This window comes from Streptomyces sp. NPDC127108, assembly GCF_042677545.1.
In the GTDB taxonomy this organism is placed as follows: domain Bacteria; phylum Actinomycetota; class Actinomycetes; order Streptomycetales; family Streptomycetaceae; genus Streptomyces.
Window position 1 is genome coordinate 21,326 of record NZ_JBHXTE010000070.1, and the last position, 16,771, is coordinate 38,096.

Genomic DNA, 16,771 nt, shown 5'->3' on the forward strand with positions numbered 1-16,771 from the left:
GGCAGGAACGAGAGGAACGCGAGCCCCATGCCCGCACCACGAGACCCCAGGGCCGGGCAGCCCCCCACCCTCCGCGACGTCGCCGAGCGGGCCGGGGTGAGCGCGATGACGGCGTCCCGCGTCCTGCGCGACGACCCGCGCGTGCTGCCCGCCACCCGCGACCGCGTCCGCGCGGCGGCCGCCGCCCTCGGCTACCGGCCCAACGAGGTGGCCCGCAGCCTCCGCCTGGGCCGCGGCACGGGCCTGGTCGGCCTGGTCGTCACCAACCTCGCCAACCCCTTCTACTCGCGGCTCGCCCTCGGAGTCGACTCCGTCGTCGCGGCCGACGGCCTGAAGACGGTCATCGGCAACACCGGCCAGGACCTGGACGGCGAACGTGACCTGGTGGCCGACCTGGTGGCCCGGCGTGTCGACGGCATCATCGCCGTGCCCGCGGGCTCCGACCAGCGCCACCTCGCCGCGGCGGCGGCCGAGGGCGTCCCCGTGGTCCTCGCCAGCCGCCCGCCCGAGGGCTTCGACGCCGACTGCGTCCTGGTCGACGACTTCGGCGGCGCCCGCGCGGCGACCGCACGGCTGCTGGCGCACGGCCACCGACGCGTCGGCTTCCTCGGCTCACCGCCCGCCGTGTACACCGGCACCCAGCGGCTGCGCGGCTACCACGCCGCCCACGCGGCCGCGGGCCTGCCCGCCCACACCCGCCTCGTCCGCCAGGGCCAGACCGAACCGGCCGAGGCGGAGCGCGCCGCCGCCGAACTCCTCGCCCTGCCCGAGCCGCCGACCGCGCTGTTCTGCTCCAACAACCGCAACACCATAGGAGCCTTCCGGGCCCTCAGGGCCACCGGCGCGGACACCGCCCTCGCGGGCTTCGACGACTTCGAACTCGCCGACGCACTGGGGCTGCCGCTCACCCTCGTCACGTACGACAGCGACGAGCTGGGGCGCACGGCGGGGCGCCTCCTCATGGAACGGGTACGGGATCGCAAGGGCGGGGGAGCGGTCGCGTACCGGCGCGTCGTGATGCCCACCGGCCTGGTGGCGTACGGGAGTTGAGCGGGCGGCCGGGCCTCAGACCGCGAAGCGCCGCGCCGACCGGGACAGCACCGCCGAGGTGGTCTCGACGCCCCAGACCGCGCGCAGCTCCGCCGTCAGCGCGTCCATCAGCTTCGCCACGTCCGCCGGAGCGGACTCGTGCAGCGCCTCCACGATGATCAGGACCTCCGACGTGGTGTCCCGGACCGCCGAGTAGCCGCTCTGCCGGTTGGTCCAGCGCCTGGCGTGGGCCCGCCGGGCGTCGTCGGCGAAGATCACCTCGCCGGGGTCGGGGTGCTCCTGCGCCCCGGCGAACGTCTCGTAGACCTCGTCGCCGTCGGCGTACCGGACTTCGAGGTCGCCGGAGACGAAGGGGACGTCGAAGACTCCGACCGGGATGCCGTAGGCGATGGACGCGGCGTTGCAGAGGTCGATCAGGGGGTGGATGCGGGGCAGGGAGCCCTCCTTGCGGAAGCGGCGCAGGAGGGACTCGGAGGCACAGCGGTACTGCGTCGGCTTCAGGCCCATCGCGGCGAAGGCGCGCCGCCAGGCCTGGACCTCGGGCAGGCCGCTCTCCTGTGTGCCGGTGAGCCGTTCGGCCGCGGCCGCGCCGAACGCGGCGACGGGCCGGTCGACCGACACGTCGGCGGTGATGCCCCGGGCGTGGATCATCCCGGGGACCAGCTGGGGGAAGTCCTGCCAGAGGTCGCTCGCATGCTGGAAGTGCACGGTGGTTCCGTTCGGGAGAGGGCGGTCAGGGCCGGGGGAGAAGGGGGGCGGTGGGGTGACGGGGGCGTGGTCAGAGGAGGGCGAGCTTGAGGCCGAGCGCCGCGAACGCGGTCGCGAAGACGCGCCGCACCCACGCCATCACCCGGGGGCGCCCGATCACGTGGTCGCGCACCGCCGCGGCGAACACCCCGTACAGGGCGAACACCACGAGCGTCACCAGCATGAAGACGGCGCTGAGTTCGGCCATGCGCAGGAAGGTGTGGGGCTCGTCCTTGTCGACGAACTGCGGCAGGAAGGCGAAGAAGAACACGGTGAGCTTCGGGTTGAGCAGATTGAGCAGCACGGCCGACGTGATGACGTCGGAGACCGAGCGCGGCGCCGCGTCCCGCTCGGTCGCGAGGTCGCTCTTGTCGCGCAGTGTCTTCCACGCCATGAAGAGCAGGTAGGCCACTCCCAGGTACTTGAGCGTCTGGAACGCCAGCGGGCTGGTGTGAAGCACCGCGGCGACACCCGTGAGCGCGGCCAGCATGTGCGGAACGATGCCCACGGTGCACGCCACGGCCGCGACGACACCGGCCCGGGTGCCCCGGGAGAGACCGGCCGCGACGGTGAACAGCACGCCGGTGCCGGGCGTCACGGTCAGGACGAGCGTGGTCAGCAGGAACTCCATGGCTTGACTCTCCCGTCACAATGGATCCATGAACAGGTCCAATGGATCTCCCTCTGACAGGTCCATAACTCCGGTCGGCAAGGCCGTGGCCGCCTCCGACTTCCTGCAGCTGAACCCCGCCGACGCCCCCAGGGGCGGGATGTCGGACTGGCTGGCCCGGCAGATCCGGCGGGCCGTGGCCGAGGGGCTGCTGCCGCCCGGGAGCAGGCTGCCCGCCACCCGGGTCCTCGCCGATGAGCTGGGCGTCTCGCGGGGCGTGGTGACCGAGGCGTACCGAAGGCTGACGGAGGACGGGCACGTCGAGGGGCGGGGGCGGGCCGGGACCGTGGTCCTGGCGGCGCCGCTCGTCCGCCCGCCGGAGGACGGCGTCACGGAGCGCGGACGGGCGGGGTCCGGCCGGGCGGCGGGGCATCGGGCGGAGCATCGGGCCGGGGAGCGGGGGACCGAGGAGCGCCGTGCGGGGGAGCGGCGGGCTGCGGCGCGCCGGACGGGGGCGCGTGACGGTGGGTCAGAGGAACGGGCTCTGTTCGGGGACCCGCTCGACACCGGCGTCTTCGACGCGCTGCGCGCCGCGCCCGCCCGCGTCGACCTGTCGCCCGGACTGCCGGACCTCGCCGCGTTCCCCCGCGCCGCGTGGCTGCGCGCCGAGCGCGCGGTGCTCGCCGGACTCGTACCGGCGGACTTCGGCTACGGCGACCCGCGCGGCACCCCGGCGCTGCGCCGCGCCGTCGCCCGCTGGCTCGCCCTGAACCGCGGGATCGCCGCCGACCCGGACGAGGTGCTGATCGTCGCGGGCACCGCCCAGGCGCTCGGCCTGCTCGCCCTTGCCCTCAAGGACGAGGGCGTCACACGCGTCGCCCTGGAGGACCCCAGCTCCCTGGGCATCCGGCAGCACCTGCGCAACTCCGGTCTCGAATCCCCGCCCGTGCCCGTCGACGAGCGGGGCGTCCGCGTCGACGCGCTGCGCGCCACCGGAGCCCGCGTCGCGCTGCTCACCCCCGCCCACCAGTTCCCGACCGGCGTCGTCCTCGACGGCGAACGGCGCCGTGAACTCGCGGACTGGGCCCGGGACGGCGGACTGATCATCGAGGACGACTACGACGCCGAGCACCGCTACGACCGCCCGCCCGTGCCCGCGCTGCGCTCCACCCTCGCCGACCACGTCGCGTACGCGGGCAGCGTCTCCAAGCTCCTCGCGCCCGCCCTGCGCGTGGGCTGGCTGCTCGCACCGCGCCGCTACCGGGACGCCCTCGTCGACGCCAAGCGCTTCGCCGACCTCGGCAACGCGGCCCTGCCGCAGCTGGTCCTCGCCCACCTCATGGAGTCCGGCGAGCTGGAGCGCCATCTGCGGTTCCTGCGCCGACGCCACCGCGGCCGCCGGGACGCCATGATCGCGGCGCTCACGGACCGGCTGCCGGGAGCCGTCGTCCACGGCGCCGCCGCGGGCCTGCACCTGACGGTCACCCTCGACCCGGGCTGCGACGACGTTGCCCTCGCCGCGGCCGCCCTGGAGCGCGGCGTCAAGGCGCAGCCCCTGTCCTGGCACGCCCAGCGCCCGGGGCGGCCTGGCCTCGTCCTCGGCTACGCGGCGAGCACGCCGTCGGCCATCCGGGAGGGCGTGTCCGTCCTGGGGGACCTGCTCCACTGACCGGACGCCGACGGCGGCGGGCGCTGATCGGCTCCGGCTGCGGTGCGCGGAGGGGGCCTGCGACGGCGGTACGCGAGGCAGCCGTACCGCCCCGTCTTTCGCGGGAGGCATTGACGAACCGTCACCCCGCTCCTACCTTCGACGCGTCCATTCGTACGTCGTATATGAGACGTGATACGTGAGAGCCGAGAGGCAGGCATGACCTCCGTGCCCGTACCGATCCCCTCCCGCACCCAGTTCGTGCTGGAGGCGATCAAACACCGCATCCTCACCGGGCAGCTGACGCCGGGACAGCCCCTGGTGGAGACCGAACTCGCCGAGTCGTTCGGGGTGTCCAAGACACCGGTGCGCGAGGCCCTCAAGATGCTGGCCGGTACCGGACTCGTCGTGATGAGCCAGTACAAGGGCGCCACGGTGCGCACCGTGGACGCGGACATGGCGCGTGAGGTCTACGACGTACGGCTGCTCCTCGAACCGGAGGCGCTGCGGCGCACGGTGCGTGACGGGGCCTGTCTGGACGCCGCGGGCGAGGCGCTGGACCGCGCCGACGAGGCCACCGACGCCGCCGGACGCTCCCTCGCCAACCGGGAGTTCCACCGCGCCCTGTACCTGCCGTGCGGCAACCCGCTGCTCGGGCGGATGCTCGACGAGGTCCGCGACCAGTCCGCGCTCGTCTCGGCGGTCGCCTGGGCCACCGAGCCGTCCTGGCTGCGTGAGGCCGCCGAACACCGCGCGATCCTCCAGCTCGCCCTGGCGGGCGACGCTGACGGCGCGGCGAGCGCCCTGCACGCGCACATCGCGTCCTTCGTGGAGCGGGCCTTCCCCGGGGGCGGGGCCGAAGCCGGACGGCGGTGACGTCAGGACGCCCGGGTGTGGTGGTCGAGCAGGCGCGTGAGCAACTGCGTGAACTGGTCGCGTTCGGCGGGAGTCAGCGGTGCGAGCAGTTCGTCGTGGAGGGCGTCCAGGACCTGGTCCAGGCGGTGTAGTTGACGGCGCCCCCGGGCGGAGATGGTGATGATGTTGCGGCGCCGGTCGTCGGGGTCCGGCGCCCGCTCGACGAGGTCGCGCTCGGCCAGTTCGTTGAGCACGCCGACCATGTCGCTGCGGTAGATGCCGGTGCGCCTGCTCAGCGTCGCCTGGCTGCCGGGCCCGAGATCCTGCAGTGAGGCGAGCACGGCGTAGTGCCACTTGCGGGCGTCGGCCCGTGCCGCGAGGCCCTCGCTGATCAGCCGGTCCGACCGCACGGTCAGCTGCGACAGGAGTCGGCTGGTCCGGCGGCGCAGCCGGTCGGGCGTCCTGAGCGCGCCGTCGTCGGGCATGTCGGCGGCTGGAGCCTGCTCATGGGCGTGGCTTCGGCCCGCGCCTCCGGTCATGACGCCCTCCTCATTGCGTTAGTCCGACTAACGATATACGTTCACTCGCGCCGACATCGTTAGTGCGACTAACGCTGATCGGCGCACCCAAGGAAGGAAGATCCGCCATTCCCACCAAGACGCTCCAGATACCCACCCCTGACGGCCGGGCCGCCGCGTTCGCCGCGTTCCCCGACGACGGCGAGCGGCACCCGGGGGTGCTGGTGTACTCGGATGCCTTCGGGCTGCGGCCCGTCCTGAAGGACATGGCCCGCGAACTGGCCGGCCACGGCTACTACGTGCTCGTGCCCCACCTCTACTACCGGCACGGCCCCGCCCCCGTCGTCGAACTGCCCGAGCACATCGGCGAGGAGGCCCGGCCCGACGTCATCGCCCGCCTGATGCCCCTGCTCGAGGCCCACACAGCCGACCGGGCCGAGCGCGACGCCGACGCCTACCTCACGTTCCTCACCGCACAGCCCGAGGTCGGCGCCGGACCGGTCGCGGTGACCGGCTACTGCATCGGCACCCTCTTCGCGCTGCGCACCGCAGCGGCCCACCCCGACCGGGTGGCCGCCGTCGCCGGATTCCACCCCGGCCACGTCGTCACGGACACACCCGACAGCCCGCACCGCCTCATCCCCGGGCTGACCGCCGAGGTCCACCTCGGCCTGGCCGACGACCTGCCGCCCGAGGCCGTCAGGGAGCTCGGCCAGGCCCTGGAGGCCGCGGGCGCAGGCCACACCGCCGAGGTCTACCCCGGCACCGCCCACGGCTTCACCATGGCCGACACCGACGCCTTCGACGCCGCCGGACTGCGGCGCCACTGGGACCGGTTGCTGCCCCTCCTCGACCGCACGGTGCGGATGCGGTAGCCCGGCCGGGCGGTCGAAGCGGGAGCGCGGCCGCAGGGTCCTGACCGGGATCTAGCGGCCGATCTTCCGCTTGTTCCAGACGTCGAAGCCGACCGCGGCGAGCAGTACCAGACCCTTGATCACCTGCTGGTAGTCCGTGCCGACGCCGACGAGCGACATGCCGTTGTTGAGGACGCCGAGGACCAGCCCGCCGATGACGGCGCCCATCACGGTGCCGACACCGCCGCTCATCGAGGCGCCGCCGATGAACGCCGCGGCGATCGCCTCCAGTTCGAAGTTCAGGCCCGCCTGCGGGGTGCCCGCGTTCAGCCGGGCCGCGTACACGCAACCCGCGAGCGCCGCGAGGACCCCCATGTTCACGAACACCAGGAAGGTGACGCGCCGGTCCTTGACGCCGGACAGCTTGGCCGCGGCCTTGTTGCCGCCGAGCGCGTACACATGGCGGCCGACGACCGCGTTGCGCATCACATGGCCGAGCAGGAGGAGCAGCCCGCACATGATGAGCATGACGACGGGCACGCCGTGGAAGCTGGCGAGCGTGAGCGTGAACGCGGTGACCGCGGCCGTGATCGCCACACACTTGGCCACCCACAGGCCCGTGGGCAGCGGATCGAGGTCGTACACCGACTGCCGCTTGCGGTCGCGCCACTCGCGCAGGAGCAGCAGGACGATCGCCGCGAGACCGAGCACCAGCGTGGGGTTGTGGTACTGGGTGTAAGGGCCCATTTCCGGGATGAAGCCCTTGGCGATGTTCTGGAAGCCGTCGGGGAACGGCGCGAGCGACTGGCCCTCCAGGACGATCTGGGTGAGCCCCCGGAACGCCAGCATCCCGGCGAGGGTGACGATGAACGACGGGATGCCGAGACAGGCGATGAAGAAGCCCTGCCAGGCCCCGGCGGCGGCGCCGATGAGCAGGCACAGGACCAGCGCGAGCACCCACGGCATGTCGTGCTTGACCATCATCACCGCCGCCATCGCGCCGACGAAGGCGACCAACGAGCCGACGGACAGGTCGATGTGGCCCGCGATGATGACGATCATCATGCCGATGGCCAGGATGAGGATGTAGCCGTTCTGCTGGATCAGGTTGGAGACGTTGTTCGGGAGGAGCAGCGTGCCGTCGGTCCAGATCTGGAAGAGGACGACGATGAAGGCGAGCGCGACGAGCATGCCGTACTGGCGCATGTGGGCGCGGGCGCTCTCCAGGAGCAGCTCACGCGCCGAGCGCGCCGGGGGCGGGGCCGCGGCGGAGTCCTGGGGCGTGGTGGTCGTGGTGGTCATGGCGGGCCTCAGCCTCTGTCCTTGGTCATGTGGCGCATCAGCACTTCCTGGGTGGCCTCGCCGCGGCCGACCTCGCCGGTGAGGCGGCCCTCGGCCATGGTGTAGATCCGGTCGCACATGCCGAGCAGTTCGGGCAGTTCGGAGGAGATGAGCAGCACGGCCTTGCCGCGGGCGGCGAGTTGGTCGACGACGGTGTAGATCTCGTACTTCGCGCCGACGTCGATGCCGCGCGTCGGCTCGTCGAGGATCAGCACCCTGGGGTCGGCGTGGATCCACTTGCTCAGGACGACCTTCTGCTGATTGCCGCCCGAGAGGCGGCCCACCTGCTCGAAGACGGTGGGCGCCTTGATGTTCATGGTGCCGCGGTAGCGCTCGGCGACGGCCCGCTCGTGGTGCTCGTCGACGAAGCCGCGCCCGCCGGGCCCCGGTGGCCGCATCCCGGGCAGCGAGGCCAGGGAGATGTTGCGGTTGATGGTGTCGATGAGGTTCAGGCCGTAGCGCTTGCGGTCCTCGGTGACGTACGCGATCCCGGCCGCGACCGCCTGCGGCACGGTCCGCGTCACCGCCTCGCGCCCGTCGACGGCGACCCTGCCCGAGACGTGGATCCCGTACGAGCGCCCGAAGACGGACATGGCCAGCTCGGTGCGGCCCGCGCCCATCAGCCCCGCGATGCCGACGATCTCCCCGTGGCGCACGGTGAGCGACACGTCGTCGACGACCTTGCGCTGCTGGTCGACCGGGTGGCGCACCGTCCAGCCGCGCACCTCCAGGGCGATGTCGCGATGACCCTCGAAGGGGGTGCGGTCGGGGAAGCGGTGGTCGAGGTCGCGGCCGACCATGCCGCGGATGATGCGGTCCTCCGAGAGCCGGGGCTCGGCGGTGGGGGAGTCGCGGACGGTGAGGGTCTCGATGGTCCGGCCGTCGCGCAGCACGGTCACCGCGTCCGCGATCCGGCGGATCTCGCCCAGCTTGTGGGAGATGACGATGCAGGCGACGCCCTGCGCGCGCAGCCCCAGGATCAGGTCCAGGAGTTGCGCGCTGTCCTCGTCGTTGAGCGCGGCCGTCGGCTCGTCGAGGATGAGCAGCCTCACTTCCTTGGCGAGGGCCTTGGCGATCTCCACCAACTGCTGTCTGCCCACGCCCAGGTCGGCGACGGGTGTCTGCGGCTTGTCGCGCAGGCCCACGCGCTTCAGGAGCCGGGCCGCCTCGCGCAGAGTGGCGTCCCAGTCGATCAGGCCGCCTGCCGTGGTGCGTTCGTTGCCGAGGAAGAGGTTCTCGGCGATCGACAGATTCGGCACCAGGGCCAGCTCCTGGTGGATGATGACGATCCCGTGCCGCTCGGCGGCCCGGATGTCCTTCAGGGCCATTGGCCGCCCCACGAAGCGGATCTCGCCGGCGTAGCTGCCGTGCGGGTGGACGCCGCTGAGGATCTTCATCAGCGTCGACTTGCCCGCGCCGTTCTCGCCGCAGATCGCGTGGATCTCCCCGGGCCGCACGGTCAGGTTCACGTCGCGCAGCGCGGTGACGCCGGGGAACGTCTTCGTGATGCCGCGCATCTCCAGCACGGGACCGCCCACTTCGGTTCCGGGGCCGCTCACCTCAGCTGTCCCGCCGTGAAGTACCCCTCGCGCACCAGCAGGTCGGTGTTCTTACTGTCGACGCTGACGGGCTTGAGGAGGAAGGCGGGCACGGTCTTCTTGCCGTTGTCGTAGTCCGTCGTGTTGTTGACCTTCGGCTTTCTGCCACCCAGGACCGCGTCGCCCATGCGCACGGCCTGCGCGGCGAGTTTGCGGGTGTCCTTGAAGACGGTCTGGGTCTGCTCGCCGCGAATGATGGACTTCACCGACGCGAGCTCCGCGTCCTGCCCGGTGACGACCGGCAGGTCCTTCCTGGAGTAGCCCGCGCTCTTGAGGGCGGAGATGACACCGATGGAGATGCCGTCGTACGGGGAGAGCACCGCGTCGACCTTGCGGTCGCCGTAGTTCTTGCTGATCAGGTCGTCCATGCGCTTCTGCGCGGTGCCGCCGTCCCAGCGCAGCGTGGTGGCCTGGCTCATCCTCTTCTGCCCGCTGCGCACGACGAGTTGTCCGCTGTCCAGATAGGGCTTCAGCACCTTCATGGCGCCGCTCCAGAAGTACTTGGTGTTGTTGTCGTCCGGTGAGCCCGCGAACAGCTCGACGTTGAACCTCTCGTCCGTTCCCTTCTCCGGCTCACCGAGGCCCAGGCGGTCGACGATGTACTGTCCCTGCAGCTCACCGACCCGCTCGTTGTCGAACGAGGCGTAGTAGTCGACGTGCGCGGTGCCGAGGATGAGCCGGTCGTACGAGATCACGCGGATGCCCGCGTCGTGCGCCCGCGCGAGCACGTCGGTGAGCGCCGAGCCGTCGATCGCGGCGACCACCAGGAGCCGATGCCCCTTGGTGATCATGTTCTCGAGCTGGGCGACCTGGTTCTCGACCTTGTCGTCGCCGTACTGCAGATCGGTCTTGTACCCGGCCTTCTTGAACTGCTCGGCCATGTTCCTGCCGTCGGCGATCCAGCGCTCCGAGGCCTTGGTGGGCATGGCGAGGCCGATGGTGCCGCCCTTGCCGTCGTCGGGCCGGTAGCGGCTGCCGCCCCGGGCCTCCTGGCCGCAGGCGGTGAGGCAGACGGCGAGCAGCGCGGCGCTCGCGGAGGTGAGGAGAGTGCGGGTGCGCACGGGTCAGCTCCCTTCCGGGACGGGGAAGCGGCTCAGCTCGCCGGGCAGCCGGGAGCCGAGCGGCGACATGCCGTCGGCGGCGCCGTGCCGGGCGAGCAGGTCGAGCACGAGCCGGCCGCGGCGTACCCGCTCGCGCGCGGTGGCGAGGGTGTGCTCGCGCAGGTGGGCGCCGTAGGGGTAGATGCCGGACGACTTGCTGAGCCCGAACTTGAGGTAGAGCGGCGCGCCGCGCCGGATCAGCTCGGCCGTCTCGTACATGCGGACATAGCCGCCGAGGTCGTCCGGCGCCTCGATGTACATGTCCATCGGCGCGCGGCTGATCCGCCGGATCTCGGTGAGGTGGTCCGCGGTCAGGTCGGAGGGCACGTTGAGGGAGTCGGCGCCCAGGCGCTCGTACACGGCGTACGAGGCGGGGTTGACCGGCCCCGTGAGCGCGGACAGCTTCAGCGTGGTGGCGGCGGGCAACTGGCCCGCGACCCGCAGCCGGTGCAGCGTCCACAGCACGCCCTCGTCGGCGACCAGCAGACAGCGCACCCCGAGCGCCGCGGCGCGCAGGGCGTCCTCGACGCACCCGGCGAGCGCGTCGTGGCCGCGGGCGCGAAGGCCGGCGCCGCCGGAGTCGGTGCGGGTGGAGCCGCCGATGTCCCAGGTGCCGCGCGGGCCGGTGAACAGGCACAGCTCGATGTCCCGCCCGGCGCACGCGTCGACCATCTCGATGATCTCGTCGTCGGTCAGCATCCAGACGCCGCTGCCCTGGCTGATGCGGTGGACGGGCACGTCGCAGCGCGCGCTCTCCTTGAGGACGGCGGCCAGCGCCTCCGGTCCCTCCACGGACGGGACTTCGGTGCGCCAGGTGCCGCCGTCGGGGAACGCGTGCGGCGAGGCGTCGGCCGGGTCGCTGCGGGGCGTGGGGTGGCCGATACGGGCGAGGGCGTCGGCGCCGGGGCGTCGGGGGGTGATGTGGGCGGCCATGGAGCTCCTCCATGCGGTTCGATATTTCGGACGCTGGTCGGATGTGTGGGCGGAAGGAAAGCCCGTCCGGCGATTGAGGACGAGCCCGCAGGGCGATCAAGGGTGCGCGGGATCGACGGCGCGCGGCATTTCCGCGAGCCGGATCGCCACCACCCAGGGACGCAATCGCCACTACCTAGGGACGCAGGAGCACCTTCCCCACCGTCGGATCGCCGGACCCGACCATCGCGACAGCCTCGGGGAAGCGCTCCAGGGGGAACTCGTGCGTGATGAGCGGCGCCGGGTCGATCAGCCCGAGTCCGAACGCGCGGACCGCGTCCGACCAGGCCGAGGAGGGAGCCCCGAAGACGGAGCGGAGCTCCAGCTGGCTCAGCGACAGATGCACCGGGTCGATCCCCGTCGCGCCCGGGGCGAACATCCCCGTGAGCACGACCCGGCCGCCACGGCGCGCGAGCAGACACGAGGAGGCGGCGGTGGACGGCGCCCCCGCGGTCTCCACCACGAGGTCGAAACGGCCATGGAGCCCGGCCGCCTCGTCCGGTACGAAGGACGCGCTCGCGCCGAACGCGAGAGCCTGCTCCCCGCGCGCGGCCCGCGGATCGACGACGGCCAGCTCGGCCGGGTTCGAGGCGGCGAGCCACTGCACCGCGAGCAGCCCCAGCGTGCCCGCGCCGACCACCGCGACGCGCTCCCCGGGCCGCGGCCGTCCGGCCCGCACCGCCGCGGCGATCACGGCGGCCGGTTCGAGCAGGGCCGCCGCGCGCAGGTCGGCGCCGTCCGGCAGCGGGTGCAACAGCCGCGCGGGGACGGTCAGATGGTCGGCGAACGCTCCCGGCTCGGTGAACCCGGTCTCCGCGTACCCGCCGGTGCACAGGCTGGTCTCGCCGTTCCGGCAGCGCTCGCACACCCCGCAGGCCCGAAATCCCTCGGCGACGGCCCCCCGGCCCACGAGCCCCTCGGCCACACCCGTGCCGACCGCTTCGACCGTCCCGGACCACTCGTGGCCCGGGACCACGGGATAGCGGACGTAGGCGGCATCGCGGTGGCCGTCGTACACCTCGCGGTCGCTGCCGCAGATCCCGGCGGCGGCAACCCGGATCAGGACCTCGCCGGGGCCGGGCACCGGCACCTCGCCGTGGACCAGGCGGTGCGCGCGCGGCCGGGGTATGACGAGCGAGCGGCTGGCGCCCGCCGGGGGAGTGCCGGTGGTGGCGTCGGCCGTGCGGGTGTCGCTCACTTCGGGGACCTCTGCTCCCAGCCCTCGGCCCACAGGTCGAACCGGGCCCGCTGCTGCGGGAACTCCGCGGCAGCCTCCGCGTCGAACTCCACCCCGAGGCCGGGCGCGTGGGAGATCTCGAAGCAGCCCGTCTCCGGGTCGACCTCGGGCGCGCCGCGCACCACCTTCTTGATCTCCGCGTCGGCGAAGTCGTTGAAGTGCTCCAGGATCTTGAAGTTCGGGGTGCAGGCGGCGAGTTGGAGCGAGGCGGCGGTGAGCACCGAACCGCCGACGTTGTGCGGGGCCACCAGCGTGTAGTGGGTCTCGGCGGTCGCGGCGAGCTTGCGGCTCTCCAGGATGCCGCCGATGTGGCCGAGGTCGGGCTGGATGACGTCGGCGGCCTGGGACTCGAACAGCTCGCGGAACTCGATGCGGTCGTGGATCCGCTCGCCCGTCGCGATCGGCAGCTCCACCTGGTCCGCGACCTTCTTGAGGGCCTTGAGGTTCTCCGGCGGCACCGGCTCCTCCAGCCAGGCGGGCCGGTACGGAGCCAACTCCCGGGCCAGGCGCACGGCGGTGGCCGGGCTGAACCGGCCGTGCATCTCCAGCATCAGCTCGACGTCCGGGCCGATCGCGTCCCGTACGGCCTCGATCAGCGACACCGCGTAGGCGCTCCGCTCGTGGTCGAGCTCGAAGTGCCCCGTCCCGAACGGGTCGATCTTCAGGGCCCGGTAGCCGCGCGCCATCACCTCCTTCGCCGCCTGGTGGTACGCCTCCGGGGTGCGCTCGGTGGTGTACCAGCCGTTCGCGTACGCCTTGACCCGGTCGGTGACCCTGCCCCCGAGCAACTGCCACACCGGGACGCCGAGGGCCTTGCCCTTGATGTCCCAGCAGGCCGTCTCGACGACCGCGATGCCGGACATCACGATCTCCCCGGCCCGCCCATAGTCGCCGTACTTCATCCGGCGCACGAGGTCCTCGACCGCGAACGGGTCGGACCCGGCGATGTGGTTGGCCTCCGCCTCGCGCAGATAGCCGACGAGCGCGTCGGTGCGGCCGAGCATGCGGGTCTCGCCGACTCCGGTGAGGCCTTCGTCGGTGCGGACGAGCACATAGGTCAGATTGCGCCAGGGCGTCCCGACGACATGAGTGCTGATTCCCGTGATGCGCACGGCAGTTGACCCCTAGTCTCCGTAGAGCCTGTTCGAGATTTCGGCATGCGTTCGAAATGGTGGCGCGACCGTATTCAGGCCGTGCGGAGGGTGTCAATGGGGTGCGCGCCGCTCGATTCCGCCGGATCATTGCCGGGTGAACGGCGGTGTGGCTAGCCTGTGTTCGTGATACCGGTCAGTGGCCGGGGTTTCGAACGACAAGGGGTGGGTGAGCGGCATGGGACGACTCGTTCCCGCGGTGACCAGGGCGCTGGACGTACTCGAACTGTTCCTGGAGGGCGACGGAACGCTCTCGGCGCCGGACATCACCCGCAAGCTCCGACTCCCGCGCACGACCGTGCACGAGCTGGTCACCACGCTCGCGGCCCGTTCCTATCTGGTGTCCCTGCCGGAGCAGCCGGGGCGCTACCGCCTCGGTGTGCGCGCGTACCAGCTCGGCAGCCGGTACGCGGAGCAGCTCGACCTCGCGGCCGAGGGGCAGCAGGTGGCCCGGGAGGTCGCCGAGACCTGTGACGAGACGGTGCACGTCGCGATCCTGGAGGACCTGGATGTCATCTACATCGCCAAGGTCGACTCCACCCACGCGGTCCGCATGGTCTCCGCCGCGGGCCGCAGGCTCCCCGCGCACTGCACTTCCGTCGGCAAGATGCTGCTCGCCTCACTGCCGCCCGAAGAGCTCGCCCTGCGCATGGAGGAGGAGGGCGAACTCGTCGCGATGACGCACGACAGCATCACGGACCCCGACACGCTGCACGCCGCCCTCGCCGACATCCGCGCGCGAGGCATCGCCACCGAGCACCGCGAGTCCAACCCGGACGTCAGCTGCGTCGCCGCCCCCGTCCGCGACAGCACGGGCCGCGTCGTCGCCGCCCTGTCCATCTCGGTCCCCATGATCCGCTGGACCGAGTCCCGCGAACCGGAGCTGGCCGACCTGGCCGCCAAGGGCGCGGCGGACCTCTCGGCCCGCCTGGGCCACCGGGGCGGCAGCCGCTGAGGGCGCCCCCGGTCCCGCCGGCCCATGGGTGCCGGTCCTAGTCCTGCTTGGCCGTGAAGACGCGGCCGAGCAGGGCGTGCAGCGTCGCCCGGTCCTCGTCGTCGAGCGCGTTCAGGCCTGCCGTCGTCGTGTGCATGTTGGCGCGGATGGTGTCGATGGTCTGCTCGCCCTCGGGGGTGAGGACGACGTTCTTGACGCGGCGGTCGCCGGGGCTGGGCTCGCGGCGGACCAAGGAGCGCTTCTCGAGGCGGTCCACGATGCCTGTCATGTTGGAGGCGTCGCAGGCCAGCGTCTCGGCGAGCACGCGCATCGCGGCGGGGCCGCGGCGCAGCACGGTGAGCGTCTTGGCCTGGCTCGCCGTGAGGTTCTCGCGGGCGGCCGCGGCCGTGAAATCGCCGTAGTAGGCGCCTAGCGACACCGAGAGCAGCTCCATGAGCTGGCCCGTGCCGACGCGCGGGTGTCCTGGCATGTGATCCACCTTACGCCCAGAAACTTGACCATCTCAAATATTGACGTCTACCGTAAAGGCATTACTTGAAGTTCTCAAGCTTCTAGGTTCTTAAGTAGTTGGGAAAGAGTTTCCGTGTCTCACGCACAGCACACGGCCCCCGCACGGGCTTCCGGGCAGACCGCGGTCGTCCTGGTGCTCGGGCTCGCCGCCATGGTCGTCTCGATGATGCAGACGCTGGTCGTCCCGATCCTCGGGATCATCCAGAGCGAGCTGGACGCCACCACCGCCAACGTCAGCTGGGTGACCACGGCCACGCTGCTGTCCGCCGCCGTCTTCACGCCCCTCCTGGGTCGCTTCGGCGACATGCACGGCAAGAAGCCGACCCTCGTCGGCGTCCTGCTCGTGATGATCGCGGGCTCGGTGCTCGCCGCCACCACGACCTCGCTGACCTGGCTCATCGTCGGCCGTGTGATGCAGGGCGCGGCGACCGCGATCTTCCCGCTCGCGCTGTCCGTGCTGCGTGAGGAGATCAAGCCGGAGAAGCTCCACGGCGCGATGGCCCTGGTCAGCGGCACGCTCGCGTTCGGCAGCGGCCTCGCCCTGGTCGGCGCAGGACTGCTCACGCAGGGCTCCGACCCCGACTACCACCGGGTCTTCTGGCTCGCGGTCGTCCTCGCCGTGGTGGCGCTCGTCGGCGTGCTGTTCGTCGTGCCCGCCTCGCGTTCGAAGACGGGCGGCCGCACCGACTGGCTCGGCGCGCTCACCCTGGCGGCCCTCCTGGTCCTGCTGCTCCTGCCGATCTCGCAGGGCCACGAGTGGGGCTGGACGTCCGGCCGCGTGCTCGGCAGCTTCGCCGCCGCCGTCGTGATGGCGGGCGTGTGGGTGTTCACCGAGAAGAAGGTGAAGGAGCCGATGGTGGACATGGAGATGTTCACGCACCGCCCCGTGCTCTTCACCAACCTTGCGGGCTTGCTGCTCGGCTTCGCGATGTTCGCCCAGTTCATCGGTGTCTCGTACCTGGTGCAGATGCCCGAGCAGCTGGCCGGCTACGGCTTCGGCGCCTCCGTGCTCGACGCCTCGGTCGTCTACCTCCTGCCGACCACCCTCGTCTCGTTGGTGGGCGCCCAGTTCGGCGGCGTCCTGGTCCGTCGGATCGGCGCCCGCGTCACGCTGGCCATCGGCGCCGCCTTCGGCGTCATCGGCTTCGCCTGGCTGACCCTGGCGCACGGCACCACCGCCTCGGTGATCGGCGCGGGCATGGTCGTCGGCCTGGCGATCAGCTTCGGGTACGCCGCCATGCCGGCGCTCATCGTCGCCAGCGTCCCGGCCCACCAGACGGGCATCGCCAACGGCATCAACTCCATCTCCCGCTCGGTCGGCAGCGCCATCGCGAGCGCCACGATCACCTCGCTGCTCGCGTCGAAGACCATCAAGCTCCCGGCCGGGATGCCCGCGCTGCCCGAGGAGAGCCAGTTCACGCTGAGCTTCGCCATCGCCGGAGCGGCCTTCGTCCTGGTCGCGGCGGTCTCCCTGTTCGGGCTCAAGGCGGCACACGCGCCGCGTACGCCCGTGCTGCGCAAGATGGCGGAGTCGGAGACCCCCGAGCGCGCCGGGGTCTGAACCGCCTGAAGCGTTCGTACCGCGATCGGCGCGGGGCCCGGCCACCAGCAGGTGGCCGGGCCCC

The 16,771-nt window shown here is 72.0% G+C and carries 16 protein-coding genes; 6 read left to right on the forward strand and 10 right to left on the reverse strand.

The features are described from left to right. Positions 1 to 27: 27 nt before the first annotated feature. The gene (locus ACFVHO_RS38005) at positions 28 to 1,050 is read left to right on the forward strand and encodes a LacI family DNA-binding transcriptional regulator (protein ID WP_385725085.1); all 1,023 of its coding nucleotides are present in this window, start codon (positions 28 to 30) and stop codon (positions 1,048 to 1,050) included. Between the two features lie 15 nt (positions 1,051 to 1,065). Here the strand turns inward: ACFVHO_RS38005 and ACFVHO_RS38010 are convergent, their stop codons facing one another. Next, complete coding sequence (locus tag ACFVHO_RS38010) at positions 1,066 to 1,758, reverse strand: B3/4 domain-containing protein (RefSeq protein WP_385725086.1); 693 nt, start codon at positions 1,756 to 1,758, stop codon at positions 1,066 to 1,068. Positions 1,759 to 1,828: 70 nt separating this feature from the next. Beyond that, complete coding sequence (locus tag ACFVHO_RS38015; protein WP_385725087.1) at positions 1,829 to 2,428, reverse strand: LysE family translocator; 600 nt, start codon at positions 2,426 to 2,428, stop codon at positions 1,829 to 1,831. Positions 2,429 to 2,456: 28 nt separating this feature from the next. Here ACFVHO_RS38015 and ACFVHO_RS38020 point away from each other — a divergent pair, with 28 nt between their 5' ends. Together ACFVHO_RS38020 and ACFVHO_RS38025 are read left to right on the forward strand one after the other, a co-directional pair. Beyond that, positions 2,457 to 4,076: a PLP-dependent aminotransferase family protein gene (locus tag ACFVHO_RS38020; protein WP_385725088.1), complete on the forward strand. Its 1,620-nt coding sequence runs from the start codon at positions 2,457 to 2,459 to the stop codon at positions 4,074 to 4,076. 198 nt (positions 4,077 to 4,274) lie between these two features. Then, positions 4,275 to 4,931, forward strand: a complete 657-nt coding sequence (locus tag ACFVHO_RS38025; protein WP_385725089.1) for a GntR family transcriptional regulator — start codon at positions 4,275 to 4,277, stop codon at positions 4,929 to 4,931. A gap of 2 nt (positions 4,932 to 4,933) precedes the next feature. Here the strand turns inward: ACFVHO_RS38025 and ACFVHO_RS38030 are convergent, their stop codons facing one another. After that, positions 4,934 to 5,449: a MarR family winged helix-turn-helix transcriptional regulator gene (locus tag ACFVHO_RS38030; RefSeq protein ID WP_385725090.1), complete on the reverse strand. Its 516-nt coding sequence runs from the start codon at positions 5,447 to 5,449 to the stop codon at positions 4,934 to 4,936. 107 nt (positions 5,450 to 5,556) lie between these two features. Here ACFVHO_RS38030 and ACFVHO_RS38035 point away from each other — a divergent pair, with 107 nt between their 5' ends. Beyond that, positions 5,557 to 6,303 (forward strand): dienelactone hydrolase family protein, encoded by a 747-nt coding sequence (locus tag ACFVHO_RS38035; protein WP_385725099.1) that lies wholly within the window; start codon positions 5,557 to 5,559, stop codon positions 6,301 to 6,303. 51 nt (positions 6,304 to 6,354) lie between these two features. Here ACFVHO_RS38035 and mmsB read toward each other — a convergent pair whose 3' ends face one another. From mmsB to ACFVHO_RS38065, 6 genes are all read right to left on the reverse strand, one after another. Then, complete coding sequence (gene mmsB / locus ACFVHO_RS38040) at positions 6,355 to 7,584, reverse strand: multiple monosaccharide ABC transporter permease (protein ID WP_385725091.1); 1,230 nt, start codon at positions 7,582 to 7,584, stop codon at positions 6,355 to 6,357. Positions 7,585 to 7,592: 8 nt separating this feature from the next. Continuing rightward, the gene (gene mmsA, locus ACFVHO_RS38045; protein WP_385725100.1) at positions 7,593 to 9,140 is read right to left on the reverse strand and encodes a multiple monosaccharide ABC transporter ATP-binding protein; all 1,548 of its coding nucleotides are present in this window, start codon (positions 9,138 to 9,140) and stop codon (positions 7,593 to 7,595) included. 38 nt (positions 9,141 to 9,178) lie between these two features. Beyond that, positions 9,179 to 10,282, reverse strand: coding sequence for a multiple monosaccharide ABC transporter substrate-binding protein (gene chvE, locus ACFVHO_RS38050; protein ID WP_385725092.1), 1,104 nt, complete (start codon positions 10,280 to 10,282; stop codon positions 9,179 to 9,181). Between the two features lie 3 nt (positions 10,283 to 10,285). Then, the gene (locus tag ACFVHO_RS38055; RefSeq protein WP_385725093.1) at positions 10,286 to 11,254 is read right to left on the reverse strand and encodes a hypothetical protein; all 969 of its coding nucleotides are present in this window, start codon (positions 11,252 to 11,254) and stop codon (positions 10,286 to 10,288) included. A 175-nt stretch (positions 11,255 to 11,429) separates the two neighbouring features. Further along, positions 11,430 to 12,422 carry a zinc-binding dehydrogenase gene (locus tag ACFVHO_RS38060; RefSeq protein WP_385725101.1) on the reverse strand — a complete coding sequence of 331 codons (993 nt, stop codon included), beginning with the start codon at positions 12,420 to 12,422 and terminating at the stop codon, positions 11,430 to 11,432. Positions 12,423 to 12,487: 65 nt separating this feature from the next. Further along, a complete protein-coding gene (locus ACFVHO_RS38065; protein WP_385725094.1) occupies positions 12,488 to 13,642 on the reverse strand; it encodes a mandelate racemase/muconate lactonizing enzyme family protein in 1,155 nt (384 codons plus the stop codon). A gap of 217 nt (positions 13,643 to 13,859) precedes the next feature. Here ACFVHO_RS38065 and ACFVHO_RS38070 point away from each other — a divergent pair, with 217 nt between their 5' ends. Beyond that, positions 13,860 to 14,636, forward strand: coding sequence for an IclR family transcriptional regulator (locus ACFVHO_RS38070; protein ID WP_385725095.1), 777 nt, complete (start codon positions 13,860 to 13,862; stop codon positions 14,634 to 14,636). Between the two features lie 37 nt (positions 14,637 to 14,673). Here ACFVHO_RS38070 and ACFVHO_RS38075 read toward each other — a convergent pair whose 3' ends face one another. Next, positions 14,674 to 15,105, reverse strand: a complete 432-nt coding sequence (locus ACFVHO_RS38075; RefSeq protein WP_385725096.1) for a MarR family winged helix-turn-helix transcriptional regulator — start codon at positions 15,103 to 15,105, stop codon at positions 14,674 to 14,676. A gap of 114 nt (positions 15,106 to 15,219) precedes the next feature. On the opposite strand from ACFVHO_RS38075, the gene ACFVHO_RS38080 reads away from it, so the two are divergent. After that, a complete protein-coding gene (locus ACFVHO_RS38080) occupies positions 15,220 to 16,707 on the forward strand; it encodes an MFS transporter (RefSeq protein ID WP_385725097.1) in 1,488 nt (495 codons plus the stop codon). Positions 16,708 to 16,771 lie beyond the last annotated feature (64 nt).

Excerpts from the sequence above, each read along its gene's own strand:
- ACFVHO_RS38005 (WP_385725085.1), top strand. The coding sequence starts at position 28 with ATGCCCGCACCACGAGACCCCAGGGCCGGGCAGCCCCCCACCCTCCGC.
- ACFVHO_RS38015 (WP_385725087.1), bottom strand. The coding sequence starts at position 2,428 with ATGGAGTTCCTGCTGACCACGCTCGTCCTGACCGTGACGCCCGGCACC.
- ACFVHO_RS38020 (WP_385725088.1), top strand. The coding sequence starts at position 2,457 with ATGAACAGGTCCAATGGATCTCCCTCTGACAGGTCCATAACTCCGGTC.
- ACFVHO_RS38025 (WP_385725089.1), top strand. The coding sequence starts at position 4,275 with ATGACCTCCGTGCCCGTACCGATCCCCTCCCGCACCCAGTTCGTGCTG.
- ACFVHO_RS38030 (WP_385725090.1), bottom strand. The coding sequence starts at position 5,449 with ATGACCGGAGGCGCGGGCCGAAGCCACGCCCATGAGCAGGCTCCAGCC.
- mmsB (WP_385725091.1), bottom strand. The coding sequence starts at position 7,584 with ATGACCACCACGACCACCACGCCCCAGGACTCCGCCGCGGCCCCGCCC.
- mmsA (WP_385725100.1), bottom strand. The coding sequence starts at position 9,140 with ATGCGCGGCATCACGAAGACGTTCCCCGGCGTCACCGCGCTGCGCGAC.
- ACFVHO_RS38055 (WP_385725093.1), bottom strand. The coding sequence starts at position 11,254 with ATGGCCGCCCACATCACCCCCCGACGCCCCGGCGCCGACGCCCTCGCC.
- ACFVHO_RS38070 (WP_385725095.1), top strand. The coding sequence starts at position 13,860 with ATGGGACGACTCGTTCCCGCGGTGACCAGGGCGCTGGACGTACTCGAA.
- ACFVHO_RS38075 (WP_385725096.1), bottom strand. The coding sequence starts at position 15,105 with ATGCCAGGACACCCGCGCGTCGGCACGGGCCAGCTCATGGAGCTGCTC.